The organism is Candidatus Accumulibacter meliphilus (assembly GCF_036625345.1).
GTDB lineage: Bacteria > Pseudomonadota > Gammaproteobacteria > Burkholderiales > Rhodocyclaceae > Accumulibacter > Accumulibacter meliphilus.
Genome location: NZ_JAZKTZ010000006.1, coordinates 296,605 through 313,664 on the forward strand (window position 1 = coordinate 296,605; position 17,060 = coordinate 313,664).

The window sequence follows — 17,060 nt, forward strand, 5'->3', positions numbered from 1 at the left end:
CACAACCCGAAATAACCCGCCACTCCCGCCCTGCACACGCGGTGCGCACCCCGCTCCCGCGCGTTGCGAACAACAAATCCCAGAGCACGCACACGCCTCCGCCGGGGCCGACCGACCTAGCGCCACACGCCGTGACGTAGTTCCTGTGGGAGCTGAGACAAGATCCTTGGGCTTGCTCGCTGAGTGAGAGCGACCAACCCACGGAACATGACTAATCAGCCCCCTGAAAAACTAAGGCTGCCAGCCTGAGTTTTTCGCCGCTGGAGGCGAAAGCGGGCGAGGCATGGCCGGTCCGTTTCCCTGAAGGGAGTGGTGTGAATCGAGAATTGACGCACCGTTCTGTACGATTCCGGGGGTGCAATTCCTCCGGCCGACCTGCCGCCGGCCACCGCCGCCAGCCGATGACCTCCGCGACCCCAAGCGGTGAAGTTGCCGGCGTTGAGGACGCGGTGAAGGGCAGGCGAAGCCCGGCGAAGCGTACCAATTTGATGAAGGGTTCGAGGTGTTAGCACTCTCGTCATCTCCAGTCGCCTTCGGGCGAAGTGATCTCGCGGAAGCCCTCAATGTTCTGCGGAGCCGACCGGGGAAGGCACAGCATGTTCACAGAAACAATTCGGCCAAAAACGTCTTCTTCATGCCCTGCGAAGTTCTTTCGATTGAATAAGGGTGGAAGATGCCAGTAGAGGCGGTAATCCAAGCGCAACAATCGTTCAATCAATTCTGTGGACTTTTCCTTGCGGTCATTCTCGACATACAACGCGGGCCGAAATCGATTGATTGTCTCAACAGCACCGGCCAGTACGTCGCCCTCCATACCCTCCACGTCTATTTTTATGAAATGGCAAGCCGCCATGTCCAATCCGTCTAGAGTGAGCAGGCTTACACACTCTCCCGTGGACCAATTGCCTAAGGACAGCCCCCCAGAGTTCACGCTTTCAGCATAGTCAATTGTCGGCACGACGATTCGGCCGGGTTCCCGGCCAACCGCAGCGTGGCGCGCATCGACGTTCCTTAGTCCGTTCAGTGCGATGTTCGCGCAAAGCATCTGGAATACAATTCGCTGTGGCTCAAACGCGACTACTCGGCCTTGTGGTCCCACGGCCTGAGCCAGAAACACCGTGTGTGCACCAATATTGCTACCGATCTCCAAGATCGTTTGGCCGGGTTTCAGCATCTGTCGAAATATATCGACCTCGCGCTCGGAAAATTCACCGTAGAGATCGAGCGACTGCCCGATGTATTGATCCGTAGTGAAATACAGCATCCAGCCATACCTGCAGCGTCTGAGCCGGACATGACCATTTTCAAGAACGGGTACATCGTACGTCACTGCTGAACTCGGTCGGATTCGGCGTGCCGACTCAGCGTTGTGCAACTCATCCAACTCCTGTAAATGTAGATCCACAACGTCAACATCCGAGGGAGCCATTTCCGCATGTATACGTTCCATGCTATTGTCTATTTTCGAATGCTTCAGTGGCACTAACCGATTTTTCAGGTCGAGTTCGCTGTTCTCTTGGAGCCTCTCCGTCAATCCCACCTGAATACGTTGAAAGACGTCGTCCCAATCGTCCAACGCCGCCTGCCGAAATAGACGCATGCTGGGATACCAGGGGCTGTCGTCACGGTCTAGTAGCCAACGCCAATCCGGCACAAAAGGCAGCAACACCCACGTCGGCTTGCCCATGGCGCCCGCCAGGTGTGCCACAGACGTATCCACCGTGATCACGAGGTCAAGGTTCTCAATCAGTGCGATCGTGTCCGCAAACTCTATTAACTGCGCGCCAAAGTGCAATATTTCCGTGTGCGCCTTGAGCACCGCTTTATCGCTATCTCTGACTTCTTTTTGCAGACTGACATATTGATAATCGTGCGGCAGGTGTTTGGCTACCTCCAAAAGGGAAATGCTGCGGTTGTGATCGTTCTTGTGTTCTGGATTGCCACTCCATACCAATCCGATGCGAGGCTTGCTGCGCGCTCCCAGCCGGGCTTGCCATTCAGTGAGCTTGCCGGGTTGACTGGTGATGTGGACCTGATGCGGGATCGATCCAAGATCGGTACCGAAGCGCAACGGAAGGCTCATGAGAGGACACTGAAAATCGAAAGATTTTCGCAGCCCTAATGAACTGACGAATTCGACTTGCGTACTCTGGCGCTGGAACAGGGGAATAAGCTGTGCAGAGCCGAAAAACGTGACCTTGGCTCCGCGCTGCGCCAACAACGGTAGATATCTGGCGAATTGAATCTCATCCCCAAGGCCCTGCTCAGAAAAAACCAGGATGCTGCGTCCGGCTATATCCTCGCCCTGCCACGCTCGCGCATTTATTTTGGCGCACTTGCTTGAAAAGCCCGCTGTCTTCCAGCGCCATTCATAATCCAGCCAGCCCTCTCGATAATTACCACCAAGCAGTTTGAGCATCCCGCAGTTGAGGTAGGCCTCGGCATAGTCCGGCTTGATCTTCAGGGCGCGGTCGTAGCAGGCCAGCGCTTCATCAAGCCGCTTGAGTTCTAGCAGCGTGTTGCCGCGGTTGGAATAGGCCTCGGCATAGTCCGGCTTGATCTTCAGGGCGCGGTCGAAGCTGGCCAGCGCTTCATCAAGCCGCTTGAGTGTTTTGAGCGTGATGCCACGATTGTTACAGGCGCCGGCATAGTCCGGCTTGATCTTCAGGGCGCGGTCGTAGCAGACCAGCGCTTCATTGAGCCGCTTGAGTTCGTGCAGCGTGTTGCCGCGGTTGGAATAGGCCTCGGCATAATCCGGCTTGATCGTCAGAGCGCGATCGTAGCTGGCCAGCGCTTCATCGAGCCGCTTGAATTCTTGCAGCGTGTTTCCACGATTGTTGTAGGCGTCGGCATAGTCGGGCTTGATCGTCAGGGCGCGGTCATAGCTGGCCAGTGCTTCATCCAGCCGCTTGAGTTCGTGCAGCGTATTTCCGCAATTGTTGTAGGCCTCGGCATAGTCCGGCATGATCTTCAGTGCACGGTCGTAGCTGGCCAGCGCTTCATCGAGCCGCTTGAGTTCGTGCAGCGTGTTCCCGCGATTGTTGTAGGCCTCGGCATAGCCTGGCTTGATCGTCAGGGCGCGGTCATAGCTGGCCAGCGCTTCATCGAGCCGCTTGAGTTCGTGCAGCGTGTTCCCGCGATTGTTGTAGGCCTCGGCATAGTCCGGCTTGATCTTCAGTGCACGGTCGTAGCTGGCCAGCGCTTCATCGAGCCGCTTGAGTTCGTGCAGCGCATTTCCACGATTGTTGTAGGCCTCGGCATAATCCGGCTTGGCCTTCAGTGCGCAGTCGTAGCTTGCCAGCGCTTCATCGAGCTGTCTGAGCTTTTGCAGCGTGTTCCCGCGATTGTTGTAGGCCTCGGCATAGTCCGGCTTGATCTTCAATGCACGGTCGTAGCTGGCAAGTGCCTCATCGAGCCGCTTGAGTTCTATCAGCGTAGCCCCGCGATTGCTGTAGGCGTTGGCATAGTCCGGCTTGATCGTCAGGGCGCGGTCGTAGCTGGCCAGCGCTTCATCGAGCCGCTTGAGCTCTAGCAGCGCGTTGCCGCGGTTGGAATAGGCCTCGGCATAGTCCGGCTTGATCGTCAGGGCGCGGTCGTAGCTAGCCAGCGCTTCATCGAGCCGCTTGAGTTTTTTGAGCGTGATGCCACGACTGTTGTAGGCTTCGGCAAACTCTGGCTTGATCTCCAGAGCGCGACGATAATGCAAAATCGCTTCCTCGAACTTCCCTTGTTCGGCCAGCGCCATGCCGAGATTCCGGTAGGCATTGGCATCCTCTGGTTTGATCTCCAGGGCGCGACGGCAACTCGGAATCGCTTCCTCGACATTCCCTTGCATTTTTCGTCTCTTACGCATCACTCGGCCTCAGTTCGACCTCACCCTCGATCTCGACGGGGATTTGGAGCGGCGAAACTCTGCGAGCCCGACCGCGCTCCTCGGTCCTGATCGAAGACGCTGATGATGAGTCACTGAACCCATGGATAACTGCCGGCTGGCGTGTGAAGCCTGGAGCAGAGTTGACCATTCCGGTGAGGCGAGCCCCAATATGTGCCTGCTCGTTACTGGCTTGCAAGCCGACCTTACCCAGCGGTTTAGCGACGCTTCCCTCCATGTTGGTTGTGGACCATGGCGAGGACCATGGCCAGAGATGATTCCTCGGGTACCGACGAAGCGGGCCCATGGAAACAGCAGCGTGACGCCTGGTGGCAGATGGAGAAGTTCTGGAAGAACCAGGCCAAGCTCAACAAGACGATGTTCTGGTGTTGGCACAGTGCGACTTCCTCGCGCCGGGGTTCTTGTGATGCCTACCGCTTAAGTTAAGGAGTCTGCGCGATATTTTCCTTGCGGCAGACATACCTCGCCAGACTGAGCCGCCACAATGACGGTTGCTAACGGTCATGGCACGCGGAGACACCCCAAATCATGAAAGTCATGACCGTCTCCCCCTTTTCCCCGACCCTTCTCCCGCGAGGTGAGAAGGGAGATTCGTGAGTCGCTTGCGCGACTTTCACATTAAGGTGAATGTAAGGCCGGACAGCCCGAAGCCAGTCGTTTGGCCTGACCAAATCCAGCGATTAAAACTCTCACCGAACAGTTGCCGGGGCTCTGGCACACGCTGTAGCGTTGATAAGCCGCTCATTGACACCATCTGAATCCCCACACCACAGAACACAGCGCTGGAATTTCTCAGCGCCACACCCCGACCCGCCAGCCCCGCGCAGTTGGGTATCGACCTGCTCGGGGTAGTCGCAGTAAAGGGTAGCCCTGTTCGCCGCGTAACAAACGGCGGCCACGACCACCGTTTTCCGCTTCGCCCAAAACGCCGTTGATGCCGGCCCACAGAGCTGCTCGACACCTCGCAAGAATCGCTTCCTCAAAACAGCGACAGATCCCAAGAAGGAATTTCACTCCTATCGCAGGGGAACGCGCTGGCAGGTGCTTTGTGGTCGGTTTTTTTTGTAAGTAATGCGGATGCGGCGTAGTTATTCTTTAATAAAACATTCTTCAGCCACTTACCATGTGATAGTGGCGGAGAGAGCGGGATTCGAACCCGCGTTAGGATGTTATCCTAAACACGCTTTCCAGGCGTGCGACTTAAACCACTCATCCATCTCTCCGCAGGACGGGGCGGATTCTAACAGAACGCTACGGAAACACCAAACCCAACTGGCCCTGCCCCCGCGGGCGGTGAAGCCCTTGCCGCCGGGCGTGATCGGGCGCTGCCTGCGAAAAGCCGCGACCTGCCTCAAGCCCTTGGGCGTATGGACGTTCCTGACGCCTTCAAGTGTACGCCTCGCCCGCCCTTGACCCCAGGCCCAACGCCGGCAACACCTCACCCGACGTCGCCGAGCACCTCACCTAGTGTCGGTGGCCAGCGGCCCGCTCCACGGAACGACGACCCAAACCGCTTAATGAACAGGCCCCTCCGCCGCATCCTCCAGTGGTCCCTGCGCGGCCTCTTGTGCCGGTTGCGCTACCTGTGCCTGCACGGCTGCCGAGTTCCGTAGCAAGCGGTTCAACTGATTGGCCAAATTGGCAGTAGTGTCCAGACTCAAGGCCATCCGACACGCAAGCGTCCCAGCAATGGCTTCGGGAGCCTTCACTCCGGGCTGCCCGAGGCGAGCCAGGTTCGCCATCGTCTGCGGTTCGACGAACCCAAAGTCGATAAAAACCACGCCGGTACCGCTTTGCACGGTGGTGAAGTTGCTAAAAACCGGCTGCTGTGAATGCTCAACGGGCTGCAGTCGGACCGCCACGGAAACGGATTGTGCAGCAGCTTGATCTGACTTGGCTACTTTCGCCTCTGGCAAGGCGTCGGCACCGCTAAGGACATCGTTCTTATCTACCATTGGGTATCTCACGTTAAACCGAAAAAGGATTTAAAACTCGCTTTGGCTGGAAGCCGTACTTCAGAGAACTGGAAACTGTCGTTTAAGCCACCAGCCGCTGCCAGGTATCCGACAGGGCCAGCTCGCGATTTTTGCAAGGCCTTTGTCATTACTTTCGCAACATTAAGCTCCAACTCCAGGCGCCAGGACGACTACTGTGCCCTACCGTCTCACCTACGAGCGCAGCGCCACCTTCCTGCGACGCAAGCAAGCGAGCCCACCCAGGCCAAGCGCGAGCAGAGCGAAAGAGCCTGGTTCAAGAACAGTTCGCGTGCCGTCATCGATAAATAGCAACGCATCAAAATATTCGTCGCGCCAGTTCACAACGCCAAAGCCAATAGTGTAGGTATCGTCTGCTAATAGAGTGTAGTTAAAGGATTCCCAGCCCGTATGCCCTGGCAGCCCAACGCTCTGACTGCTCGCTAGCAAGGCGAAAATGCTCAACCCCGAAGAGTCGGTTACGACGGCGAAAGCGGTGTCATCAGGGTGAGTTCCATCGTCGTAGACCCATTCACTGTCTTCAACAGAGAAGAAGTTGTAGTACTGCGTCAAAACGTCGTCGGCACTACCGGTGAAGGACTGCTTTATTCCGGAACCGTTGTAGGCCTCGGGGATGTATGACGTTATAGTTCCCTCCGGCAAGCCAAAGAACTCATCCAGATCCGCAATGTTCGGATTGAAATTGACTCCATTGTTACTCGTCAGCTGAGCCATCCGGGTTTGAAAAGGGTAGACAGTCCACGTGCTGCCGTCAGGAGAGGGGTCATATGTTGTCACCGTCGTGGTGGGGGTCGCGATTACATCACCAATGTGAGTCCAGCCTGTCAGACCAGATTCAAAACCTGGATTTGACAGAGCGACAGGTGCACCAAAGGCGGCAGCGCTTAGCGAACAGAAAGCACAGAAAACTCCAGATCTGGCAAGCCTGTTCATTGGTTCACACCCGAAAAAAAAGCGCCAAAACTCCTGTTACTCATGATAATTCTCCTCTGAAAAGACGCGAAACAAACCGAGTTAAAACACCACCGTAATATCCTCTTGACTCTTGCCACAAGTAGAAGCAATAAACATACCACCCATTCCAAACCATGGATTTATTTATATTTTTCCCTGGTAACAGGCAGCCTTCCAAGTAGCAATGTAAAAAATACCGACACTCAGGTGCTAAGCATCAATCCGCCACCGCCTCTATGAGCGACGCCAAACCCAGACCGCGAGCACAAGAAATATCGGCTCAGCAAATTGGCATGAGTGAAGCAGTCGGCAGGGCCGTTGGACGCCGGCACAGGAGGGAGGGGATCAAATACACATCGCCCGGCACTGTGCAGTGGCATGTTTGCCAGCGCCAACTGATTTTCGATTCTGTTGATTAATGGTTTCTGGCCATGTCTTGCGATGGCCCATATTCGAGGTCCCAGGTGACGCTCTTGAGGTGGCGTTGTTGGTGCAGCACTCTATCCAACAAAACGTATCGGCGGCATTGCCCGCGATTCCGGCGACCCGTAACGTCGTCTGGAGGATCCAGAACGAGCTTCGGACGCACCGGAATCAGGGGGTATGTCAAACAAGAATCAGCCCTTAGAACAAATCGCAGCAGGCAAATTGTGGTTGCACTTCGAGTGTACTCAAGCCTGCTGCGCCACTTGCATCAACTGAATAGTCCATAGGCGTGCCACCAAAGGTATCAGCAGCACTTGTCGTCTCCAATGGCTGATCCTCTTGTGAAACCCAATCCAGCTCCGGATTGCTCCACAGACTGTCCAAGCTATTGTCGCTGCTCATCAATTCACCAAGACTCGGCAGACTGACTCCTGCTGCAGCGGCATCGAAGGTCGAGACATTCAAGTACACGTCGGTCATGTCGACCACGGCGCCATCAGACAATGTCGCACTGCTCCGCTCAAGATGCAGGTTATCCTGCGCATCACGGAACGGCAACTCGGTAAAGTCCAGAGACAAGCTGAGCACACCGGCATCCGCAAGGCTGATCAACTCGCCAGCATCGGTCTGATGATTGCCGTTGGCATCTTGCCAGACTTTAAGGCTAGCAAAGTCTGCATCGCTGGCATCGACCACGCCATCCCGGTTACTGTCGAAGCTGGCGAGCTTCGCGAAACCATCGCCCTTTTGAGAACCGCCAAACATTTCCGAAATATCATCAATTCGATCGTTAGCGTTGCCGTCGATGACCAGGAAGCCATCTTCCCCGGACAGCCACCCCGACTTAATTCCTGCACCCGTACCGAGCAAGTCAAAAGTACCCTGAGAATCGGCACGCGAAATAGTATGGATGCCATCACCGTTCAGATCGATGACAATCGGAGTTATTCCCGCATCCCAGCTCAGATCGTTTTCACCCGAAGTCAGCACGATCGGTGCGGTAGTGAAGGCAAGGTTTGGATTGCCGGGGTCAGCTTCAACATCTGAATCAAGGTTGGGATTCCCTCCGGCGTTTTGTAGGGTCCATGGATATTTCGCCACCGAGATGGCGCCTGTTTTAGCCAAAGCCTTGTCGAACTCCAGGCCGTAAGTACCCGGGTCGAGATTCGAAAACAGGTAATTACCGAACACATCTGTCGTGGTCGTGGCAAGAACCCCTCCACCAGCGTCCAGCAGCGTCACAACTACATGACCGACACCCGCCTCGTTAGCGTCCTGGATTCCATCCTTGTCTCTGTCCAGCCAGACTCGGTCACCGAGGGTCGCCTTGCGATAGAGACCGGCATCCCAGTCGAGCTCACTTTCGCCTGGGGAAAGATTGATTATGGAAGTGACGCCAGAGCTGTCCACATCGGAGTCCAGATCATCCGGGCCAACATTCGGCTTCGTGTAGTAGTACCCGGGTTGCGCAAGCACCTGGATCCGGTAGTCGCCGGCAGCAAGGTCGCTAAACAGGTAATTACCGCTGGCATCCGTGTTCATCGACAGGCCCGTAGGACTGCCACTCGCATCCAGCAGGTTTACCACAAAGCCCCCAAGACCGGGCTCTCCCGGATCCTGTATGCCATTGTAGTTCATGTCCTGCCATACTCTATCGCCAATGGATCCCCTCTGTTCAATATGAACCACGGCGTCGTCGTCGTCGCTGACGGTGCCACCGTCCGGCGTGTCGCCGGTGGCGGTGGCGATGTTGGTGCGATCACCGGTGACGCTGAAGGTCGAGGTCAGCGTCACCGAGGCGCCAGCCGCCAGGCTGGGGATGGTGCCGATGGTGACGTCGTCGCCGGGAACACCCGCGGTGCCGTTGTCGTCCACGACGCTGACGTCGCTCAGGTCCGCGTCGCCGGTGTTGCTCACGACGTAGGTGTAGAGCACGTCGCCGGCGGTGGTGGTGAGAACGGCGCCGTCGGCGGCGCTGCCGGCGGTCTTGACGATCTGGATCGCCGGGGCAATGACATCGACCACGGCGTCGTCGTCGTCGCTGACGGTGCCACCGTCCGGCGTGTCGCCGGTGGCGGTGGCGATGTTGGTGCGATCACCGGTGACGCTGAAGGTCGAGGTCAGCGTCACCGAGGCGCCAGCCGCCAGGCTGGGGATGGTGCCGATGGTGACGTCGTCGCCGGGAACACCCGCGGTGCCGTTGTCGTCCACGACGCTGACGTCGCTCAGGTCCGCGTCGCCGGTGTTGCTCACGACGTAGGTGTAGAGCACGTCGCCGGCGGTGGTGGTGAGAACGGCGCCGTCGGCGGCGCTGCCGGCGGTCTTGACGATCTGGATCGCCGGGGCAATGACATCGACCACGGCGTCGTCGTCGTCGCTGACGGTGCCACCGTCCGGCGTGTCGCCGGTGGCGGTGGCGATGTTGGTGCGATCACCGGTGACGCTGAAGGTCGAGGTCAGCGTCACCGAGGCGCCAGCCGCCAGGCTGGGGATGGTGCCGATGGTGACGTCGTCGCCGGGAACGCCCGCGGTGCCGTTGTCGTCCACGACGCTGACGTCGCTCAGGTCCGCGTCGCCGGTGTTGCTCACGACGTAGGTGTAGAGCACGTCGCCGGCGGTGGTGGTGAGAACGGCGCCGTCGGCGGCGCTGCCGGCGGTCTTGACGATCTGGATCGCCGGGGCAATGACATCGACCACGGCGTCGTCGTCGTCGCTGACGGTGCCACCGTCCGGCGTGTCGCCGGTGGCGGTGGCGATGTTGGTGCGATCACCGGTGACGCTGAAGGTCGAGGTCAGCGTCACCGAGGCGCCAGCCGCCAGGCTGGGGATGGTGCCGATGGTGACGTCGTCGCCGGGAACGCCCGCGGTGCCGTTGTCGTCCACGACGCTGACGTCGCTCAGGTCCGCGTCGCCGGTGTTGCTCACGACGTAGGTGTAGAGCACGTCGCCGGCGGTGGTGGTGAGAACGGCGCCGTCGGCGGCGCTGCCGGCGGTCTTGACGATCTGGATCGCCGGGGCAATGACATCGACCACGGCGTCGTCGTCGTCGCTGACGGTGCCACCGTCCGGCGTGTCGCCGGTGGCGGTGGCGATGTTGGTGCGATCACCGGTGACGCTGAAGGTCGAGGTCAGCGTCACCGAGGCGCCAGCCGCCAGGCTGGGGATGGTGCCGATGGTGACGTCGTCGCCGGGAACGCCCGCGGTGCCGTTGTCGTCCACGACGCTGACGTCGCTCAGGTCCGCGTCGCCGGTGTTGCTCACGACGTAGGTGTAGAGCACGTCGCCGGCGGTGGTGGTGAGAACGGCGCCGTCGGCGGCGCTGCCGGCGGTCTTGACGATCTGGATCGCCGGGGCAATGACATCGACCACGGCGTCGTCGTCGTCGCTGACGGTGCCACCGTCCGGCGTGTCGCCGGTGGCGGTGGCGATGTTGGTGCGATCACCGGTGACGCTGAAGGTCGAGGTCAGCGTCACCGAGGCGCCAGCCGCCAGGCTGGGGATGGTGCCGATGGTGACGTCGTCGCCGGGAACGCCCGCGGTGCCGTTGTCGTCCACGACGCTGACGTCGCTCAGGTCCGCGTCGCCGGTGTTGCTCACGACGTAGGTGTAGAGCACGTCGCCGGCGGTGGTGGTGAGAACGGCGCCGTCGGCGGCGCTGCCGGCGGTCTTGACGATCTGGATCGCCGGGGCAATGACATCGACCACGGCGTCGTCGTCGTCGCTGACGGTGCCACCGTCCGGCGTGTCGCCGGTGGCGGTGGCGATGTTGGTGCGATCACCGGTGACGCTGAAGGTCGAGGTCAGCGTCACCGAGGCGCCAGCCGCCAGGCTGGGGATGGTGCCGATGGTGACGTCGTCGCCGGGAACGCCCGCGGTGCCGTTGTCGTCCACGACGCTGACGTCGCTCAGGTCCGCGTCGCCGGTGTTGCTCACGACGTAGGTGTAGAGCACGTCGCCGGCGGTGGTGGTGAGAACGGCGCCGTCGGCGGCGCTGCCGGCGGTCTTGACGATCTGGATCGCCGGGGCAATGACATCGACCACGGCGTCGTCGTCGTCGCTGACGGTGCCACCGTCCGGCGTGTCGCCGGTGGCGGTGGCGATGTTGGTGCGATCACCGGTGACGCTGAAGGTCGAGGTCAGCGTCACCGAGGCGCCAGCCGCCAGGCTGGGGATGGTGCCGATGGTGACGTCGTCGCCGGGAACGCCCGCGGTGCCGTTGTCGTCCACGACGCTGACGTCGCTCAGGTCCGCGTCGCCGGTGTTGCTCACGACGTAGGTGTAGAGCACGTCGCCGGCGGTGGTGGTGAGAACGGCGCCGTCGGCGGCGCTGCCGGCGGTCTTGACGATCTGGATCGCCGGGGCAATGACATCGACCACGGCGTCGTCGTCGTCGCTGACGGTGCCACCGTCCGGCGTGTCGCCGGTGGCGGTGGCGATGTTGGTGCGATCACCGGTGACGCTGAAGGTCGAGGTCAGCGTCACCGAGGCGCCAGCCGCCAGGCTGGGGATGGTGCCGATGGTGACGTCGTCGCCGGGAACGCCCGCGGTGCCGTTGTCGTCCACGACGCTGACGTCGCTCAGGTCCGCGTCGCCGGTGTTGCTCACGACGTAGGTGTAGAGCACGTCGCCGGCGGTGGTGGTGAGAACGGCGCCGTCGGCGGCGCTGCCGGCGGTCTTGACGATCTGGATCGCCGGGGCAATGACATCGACCACGGCGTCGTCGTCGTCGCTGACGGTGCCACCGTCCGGCGTGTCGCCGGTGGCGGTGGCGATGTTGGTGCGATCACCGGTGACGCTGAAGGTCGAGGTCAGCGTCACCGAGGCGCCAGCCGCCAGGCTGGGGATGGTGCCGATGACGACGTCGTCGCCGGGAACGCCCGCGGTGCCGTTGTCGTCCACGACGCTGACGTCGCTCAGGTCCGCGTCGCCGGTGTTGCTCACGACGTAGGTGTAGAGCACGTCGCCGGCGGTGGTGGTGAGAACGGCGCCGTCGGCGGCGCTGCCGGCGGTCTTGACGATCTGGATCGCCGGGGCAATGACATCGACCACGGCGTCGTCGTCGTCGCTGACGGTGCCACCGTCCGGCGTGTCGCCGGTGGCGGTGGCGATGTTGGTGCGATCACCGGTGACGCTGAAGGTCGAGGTCAGCGTCACCGAGGCGCCAGATCGCCAGGCTGGGGATGGTGCCGATGGTGACGTCGTCGCCGGGAACGCCCGCGGTGCCGTTGTCGTCCACGACGCTGACGCCGCTCAGGTCCGTGTTACCGGTGTTGCTCACGACGTAGGTGTAGAGCACGTCGCCGGCGGTGGTGGTGAGAACGGCGCCGTCGGCGGCGCTGCCGGCGGTCTTGACGATCTGGATGCTCCCGTCCACACCAAAGTAGTGGCTCGGGTCCGTATCCGTCGGCTTGGTCGCGCCTTCAATTGGAGTGGTGCCATCGGCGTAGACCGGTGTCCCGGTTGCCGTACCCATGTTGGTGTACTGCCCTGTGGCGGCCGTACCGGTGGCTTGGTAAACCCAAGTCTCACCGGGCTTCAAAATACCATCGTCGTCAACATCACCACTTTGATAGAGTGGAGTAACGCCAAGAACATCGTCGGTAACCATGATGTCAGCGAGGTAGACACTCCCGGCAGTGGTAGTAACTTCGTAGGTCCACGTCACCAGACTGCCGGTGGTTATATAGGGACCAGTTACACTATCAGCATCGATTCCATTGGTTGATTTTTCAATGTGGATATTGGCGTCAAAATTGATCGGCACCGTCGCATCGAATACATCAATAGTCTGGCCATTAACGCGAAGGACACCTTCGTTGACAATTGTGTCCGTACCTGCAGCCAGGTTGGTGTAATCATCAATCGTCACCAGGAAAGTGAAGGTCTGGCTTTCTCCACCGGGGAGCAATTCGGTACTGGTGAAACCAGCTTCGTCCAAAGGAAACAGCGTGGCGCCGCTATCCGGGACAGCGACCGTAGTCGCGCCGTTGTTGTAGGTGTATTTTGTGCTGTCAGCCACATAACTGGCGTCATCAAACACCGGCGTGTCGTAGTCAAGGACGTTGTAACCGCCGGCCGGGAGATCGACTCGACTGAAGTTGAGCACGGTGATGGTGTACTGTATGGTGTCGCCCGGGTCGAATTTTCCATTACTGTTGAGATCCGTGAACAGCGAAGCCGATTTGCCAGCCTCTACAACGGGCAGCGGTATGACCACGGTACCCAAATCCAGCGCATCACCATCGCCGCTGAAGGAACGAGCGGGATCCTGACCCCAGGCGACGGCAATGTCGACCGGGTCACCGTTGCTATCGGTAGCGAAGATGATCGCTCCGGACATATCCTGATCGTCTTCAGCTCCGGTGAACACTGGAGGAAAGGCTACCTGGCCGGGGGGGTTGGTTCCATCGTTACCAGTCGTTGTGTTATCTATAATCTTTATCGATTGCAGCGCCGTGGCGGAAACTGTGGCGTCGACCATACCGTCCCCGTCGAAGTCGATGTGGATGGTTGCGTCCTTCACTGGCGTAACCCATACCACGCTACGACTGGCAATATCGGAATCATTGGTGGTGTTGCCAAAACCCAGACCGACCACAACCTGTGACGTGAGCTCACTAGCGGGAATAAGGGGGTGACCCCAGTCAAAAAGCTGGCCGGTGCTGCCCGCGCTTGCGCCGGTGTCGGTCTGAGTCAGTGCGAAGAAATCAGGTCCGTCGGCCACGCCGTCCGCGTTCGAATCACTGTAAAAACGTGCTCCAGAGCCATTTGGGACAGCCGGACTGAGGGCGGCGCTATGAGCCGCGACATTAATACTGCTATCTGGACTGGAGCCGCCGAAGAAATCATAACGAACGGTAATGGCGTCGTCGTTCGGGTTGTACAGCCAGACTCTTGTTGCACCTACACTGTCGCCAACTGGCGTGTAATAGTCGTTCGACCAGTCATCGCGAGGGGCCAGTGCATACCAGCGCATCTCGTAGCTCGAGCCGATATCACCGGTCACCAGATGGACCTGCACGTCCCTGCCGGAGGTCGCGTTATCAGGATCAAAGGTCGTGATACGGGCGTCCTCGTTCACGCGAATGACGAAGTTGTCGCCAGCGTTGAGCAGCGTCGTCTGGAGAACGCCGTTGAGATAGACAGGGGTGTTCGGCGTCCCGGCCATGACGTAGAGTGCGGTGTACTCGAACGGGCTGGTACCGCTGAGGTTTGGCGTGTTCTGTCCGACCGGTGCTATAAAGTCGTCGCCCCAGGAGTCGGTATCGAAGACCTCGACGCCACCTGCCAACAGGGAACCTACACTTCCAGGGCCCGGGAATGCGGCGCGGACTACGGCAATTGGGAAAGAGGCCTTGATGAGATCGGCACCGTCAAAGAGAATATTTGCCGCGTTTCTCGGGATCGGCACCGGGTTGGACAAGACGATGGACTCACCACCAAGGAACATATCGCTCCCTCCGGTACCAGGAGCAATACCGTTAAGGAGGTTGCCATCGCCCCAGATCAGGGTTGTCGACTGCACCGCGGTGGTGACGTCGGGCTCGTAACCATCTTCCCAGTGATCGTAATAGATCACCGTACCAGGCGCCGCAACCGCGATCGAAATAAGGGTAGTGATCGGGCTGTCGGCAGCTGCGTTGATGGTATCGAAGGTGGTTAGCAGATTGGTCTCGCGCAGCGGTACGAAGTAAGTTTGAATCGGCGCTGGCAGAGCGTCAGTAAAGGTCGTTGAAGCGACGACGTTGCTGGTCGCATTGGTGGGCAGGCCGGACGGACCAAACGCCACGACGGGGGTAGCGGTCACCTGCACAGTGGCATTCCACGCCGGCGCCCGCTGCGGGCCAATGCCATCCGGATCAACAGGGACTACCCATTGGGTGATGATCTGGCCATTCCGAAGCCCATCGAGATCGCCCCAGCCACCATCCGTGGCGCTGAACTTTGGATACAGATTGGCCACGCCATCGTCACCGGGATCGCTGGCAAGGTCGAACGCCGCGAAGACATAGCTCGATCCCGTAGCGATTCCGTCCAGGGTCAAGGTGACGGTTGCGCCCGGGGCATAGTCTTTTTTGTTGGTCTTCAGTGTCGTCGCCATGGCTGCATGCTCCTGAAAGGAAATTCGTGAAATGTGATCCGGGTCTGTCCGAAGTGCCGTCGTTCGTCTTCAGCACCCTCGTTTTTCTTGCCCAATACGGGCCCAACTGCCAATGTCCTACGCGCTTGCCGCCTCGGCAGTACGAGGCACGCAGCGACGATCACGAAAACAGGAGCGACCCTACCGGGAGAAGAATCTCTTGCCTATCCCCCAAATGGGTACCCGTGCCGCCGGATAGCTTCTGTCCAGACTACGTCTCACCAGACGCACTCAGGCAATAAGCCAACTGGCCGCGTCGGTGTATGCCGACCTTGCAAAAAACAGCCTGGAGATGCTTCTTGATCGTATCCGGGGAGACGTTCAAGTCCTTGGCTATCTCCTTGTTTGTCTTGCCCTGCGCGGCAAGCCTGGCGATCAATTCCTCGCGCGCGGTCAGGAGAGCAAACGCAACGCCGTCCGGCGCGAGCTCTGCTCCGGCTTTCGGGACTGCCTCGCGCAGCAGCGGTTTCATCGATTGCCTGAACACCTGCTCCATGATCCAACGCGGCAGCCACAAGCTTCCCTGATTCATCGCGTGAATGGCTCTGGCGTATTGATGTACTGACGCGCTGACCGGGATGCAGCCGGCGATACCTCGCCTGACTACCTCTTCGACCGCCAGCGGATAGGCGTCGTCCCAAAGCAGCACCAGCCTGACGCGTGGAGCGACATCGCGTATCGTTCTCAGGCATTCGACGCCGACACGAGCGATCAGCGCCGTGTCGACCATGATCAGATCAACGGGGCGTTCCCCGACGAACGCTTGAAGGTCCTCGCTCGTCGCGATGCAGGCGCCCGTCAAATGAAGGCCATGCTCGCCCATCAGGGCCGCTCCAAGCTGGTTGATGAGCGCCCAACGAGCTGAAGTGACGAGCACCGAAATCGTTGTCGCGCCAGCCAAGGGCAAAAGCGCGCCGGAAGCCCCCTGTTGCCGAAGATCAACGATCGGACCGTGACTTGCTGACAGCCCTCGACGTGCGCCTTGCCGGCGGTCATGCTCGCACCTCTGTGCTTGCGAGCCATCGCTTCGTCGCCATCCGCTTTCCCGGCGATGGTCGCGGCGCTGCTCCAGCAAGGCGGACAGCCGAATTTCGCGGTCATCGCTGCCATCCACTTCGAGACTGCGTCGTACACGTGCTTCGAGTTGAGCAATAGAGAAGGGTCTGGCAAGCACGTCGCTTGACGCGTAGAGCCCGGTGGGTATCTGCGCTTCGCCATGCGCGGCGTCGGCCAGGAAGATGACAGGCGTTTTGCGCGCGGTTTCAGGAGCACGGATGATGCCGTGCGCGGACCATCGCTCAGGCGAACAGTCGGCAATGATCAGGCTCGGCTGAAGCCGTTCGCAAATTCCCAACTGCGCAGAAAACTCGATGGCCAGCGCGCGATAACCAAAGTTTCGGAGGCCAGCCACAAGATCGTCACCCACTTTGGCCGTGCTGCTGACGACGATGACGACGACGGCTTGCCGCTTCACGGTAGCAGCGGCGGTCGCGGGTAGCATCTCGTTGGTCACGATATTGGACATCAAGCAGCAGTTCCGCGGAAGACGCTGATCGAAACAACCCAGCCTGCGCCTATCGTTGCGGCGGCAAGCAAGCAACGACCGCCAACAGACAGGAGCAAGGGGCCGGGAGAGCAGCCCCCGCGTGCATGG

Annotated in this window: 7 protein-coding genes and 1 tRNA gene; 1 reads left to right on the forward strand and 7 read right to left on the reverse strand. The window is 59.7% G+C overall.

Annotated elements, in window-relative coordinates:
* Positions 1-517: 517 nt before the first annotated feature.
* Positions 518-3,835 carry an FkbM family methyltransferase gene (locus V5B40_RS14370; protein WP_332355134.1) on the reverse strand — a complete coding sequence of 1,106 codons (3,318 nt, stop codon included), beginning with the start codon at positions 3,833-3,835 and terminating at the stop codon, positions 518-520.
* Between the two features lie 300 nt (positions 3,836-4,135).
* Between V5B40_RS14370 and V5B40_RS14375 the strand changes: the two genes are divergently transcribed.
* The gene (locus V5B40_RS14375) at positions 4,136-4,318 is read left to right on the forward strand and encodes a hypothetical protein (protein ID WP_332355135.1); all 183 of its coding nucleotides are present in this window, start codon (positions 4,136-4,138) and stop codon (positions 4,316-4,318) included.
* Positions 4,319-5,024: 706 nt separating this feature from the next.
* Here V5B40_RS14375 and V5B40_RS14380 read toward each other — a convergent pair.
* The 6 genes from V5B40_RS14380 to V5B40_RS14405 all read right to left on the reverse strand — a co-directional run bounded on the left by V5B40_RS14380 (position 5,025) and on the right by V5B40_RS14405 (position 16,931).
* Positions 5,025-5,115, reverse strand: a tRNA-Ser gene (locus tag V5B40_RS14380).
* 291 nt (positions 5,116-5,406) lie between these two features.
* Positions 5,407-5,847 (reverse strand): hypothetical protein, encoded by a 441-nt coding sequence (locus V5B40_RS14385; RefSeq protein WP_332355136.1) that lies wholly within the window; start codon positions 5,845-5,847, stop codon positions 5,407-5,409.
* Positions 5,848-6,060: 213 nt separating this feature from the next.
* Positions 6,061-6,819, reverse strand: coding sequence for a PEP-CTERM sorting domain-containing protein (locus V5B40_RS14390; RefSeq protein ID WP_332355137.1), 759 nt, complete (start codon positions 6,817-6,819; stop codon positions 6,061-6,063).
* A gap of 645 nt (positions 6,820-7,464) precedes the next feature.
* The gene (locus tag V5B40_RS14395) at positions 7,465-12,420 is read right to left on the reverse strand and encodes a beta strand repeat-containing protein (RefSeq protein ID WP_332355138.1); all 4,956 of its coding nucleotides are present in this window, start codon (positions 12,418-12,420) and stop codon (positions 7,465-7,467) included.
* Complete coding sequence (locus tag V5B40_RS14400; protein WP_332355139.1) at positions 12,386-15,367, reverse strand: hypothetical protein; 2,982 nt, start codon at positions 15,365-15,367, stop codon at positions 12,386-12,388. Before V5B40_RS14400 ends, V5B40_RS14395 begins: the two co-directional genes overlap by 35 nt.
* 250 nt (positions 15,368-15,617) lie before the next feature.
* Positions 15,618-16,931: a LuxR C-terminal-related transcriptional regulator gene (locus V5B40_RS14405; protein WP_332355140.1), complete on the reverse strand. Its 1,314-nt coding sequence runs from the start codon at positions 16,929-16,931 to the stop codon at positions 15,618-15,620.
* Between the last annotated feature and the right edge of the window lie 129 nt (positions 16,932-17,060).

Bases quoted from the DNA above. Each gene is read 5' to 3' on its own strand.
- V5B40_RS14370 (WP_332355134.1), bottom strand. From the start codon at position 3,835: ATGCAAGGGAATGTCGAGGAAGCGATTCCGAGTTGCCGTCGCGCCCTG.
- V5B40_RS14385 (WP_332355136.1), bottom strand. From the start codon at position 5,847: ATGGTAGATAAGAACGATGTCCTTAGCGGTGCCGACGCCTTGCCAGAG.
- V5B40_RS14390 (WP_332355137.1), bottom strand. From the start codon at position 6,819: ATGAACAGGCTTGCCAGATCTGGAGTTTTCTGTGCTTTCTGTTCGCTA.
- V5B40_RS14375 (WP_332355135.1), top strand. From the start codon at position 4,136: ATGGCCAGAGATGATTCCTCGGGTACCGACGAAGCGGGCCCATGGAAA.
- V5B40_RS14400 (WP_332355139.1), bottom strand. From the start codon at position 15,367: ATGGCGACGACACTGAAGACCAACAAAAAAGACTATGCCCCGGGCGCA.
- V5B40_RS14405 (WP_332355140.1), bottom strand. From the start codon at position 16,931: ATGTCCAATATCGTGACCAACGAGATGCTACCCGCGACCGCCGCTGCT.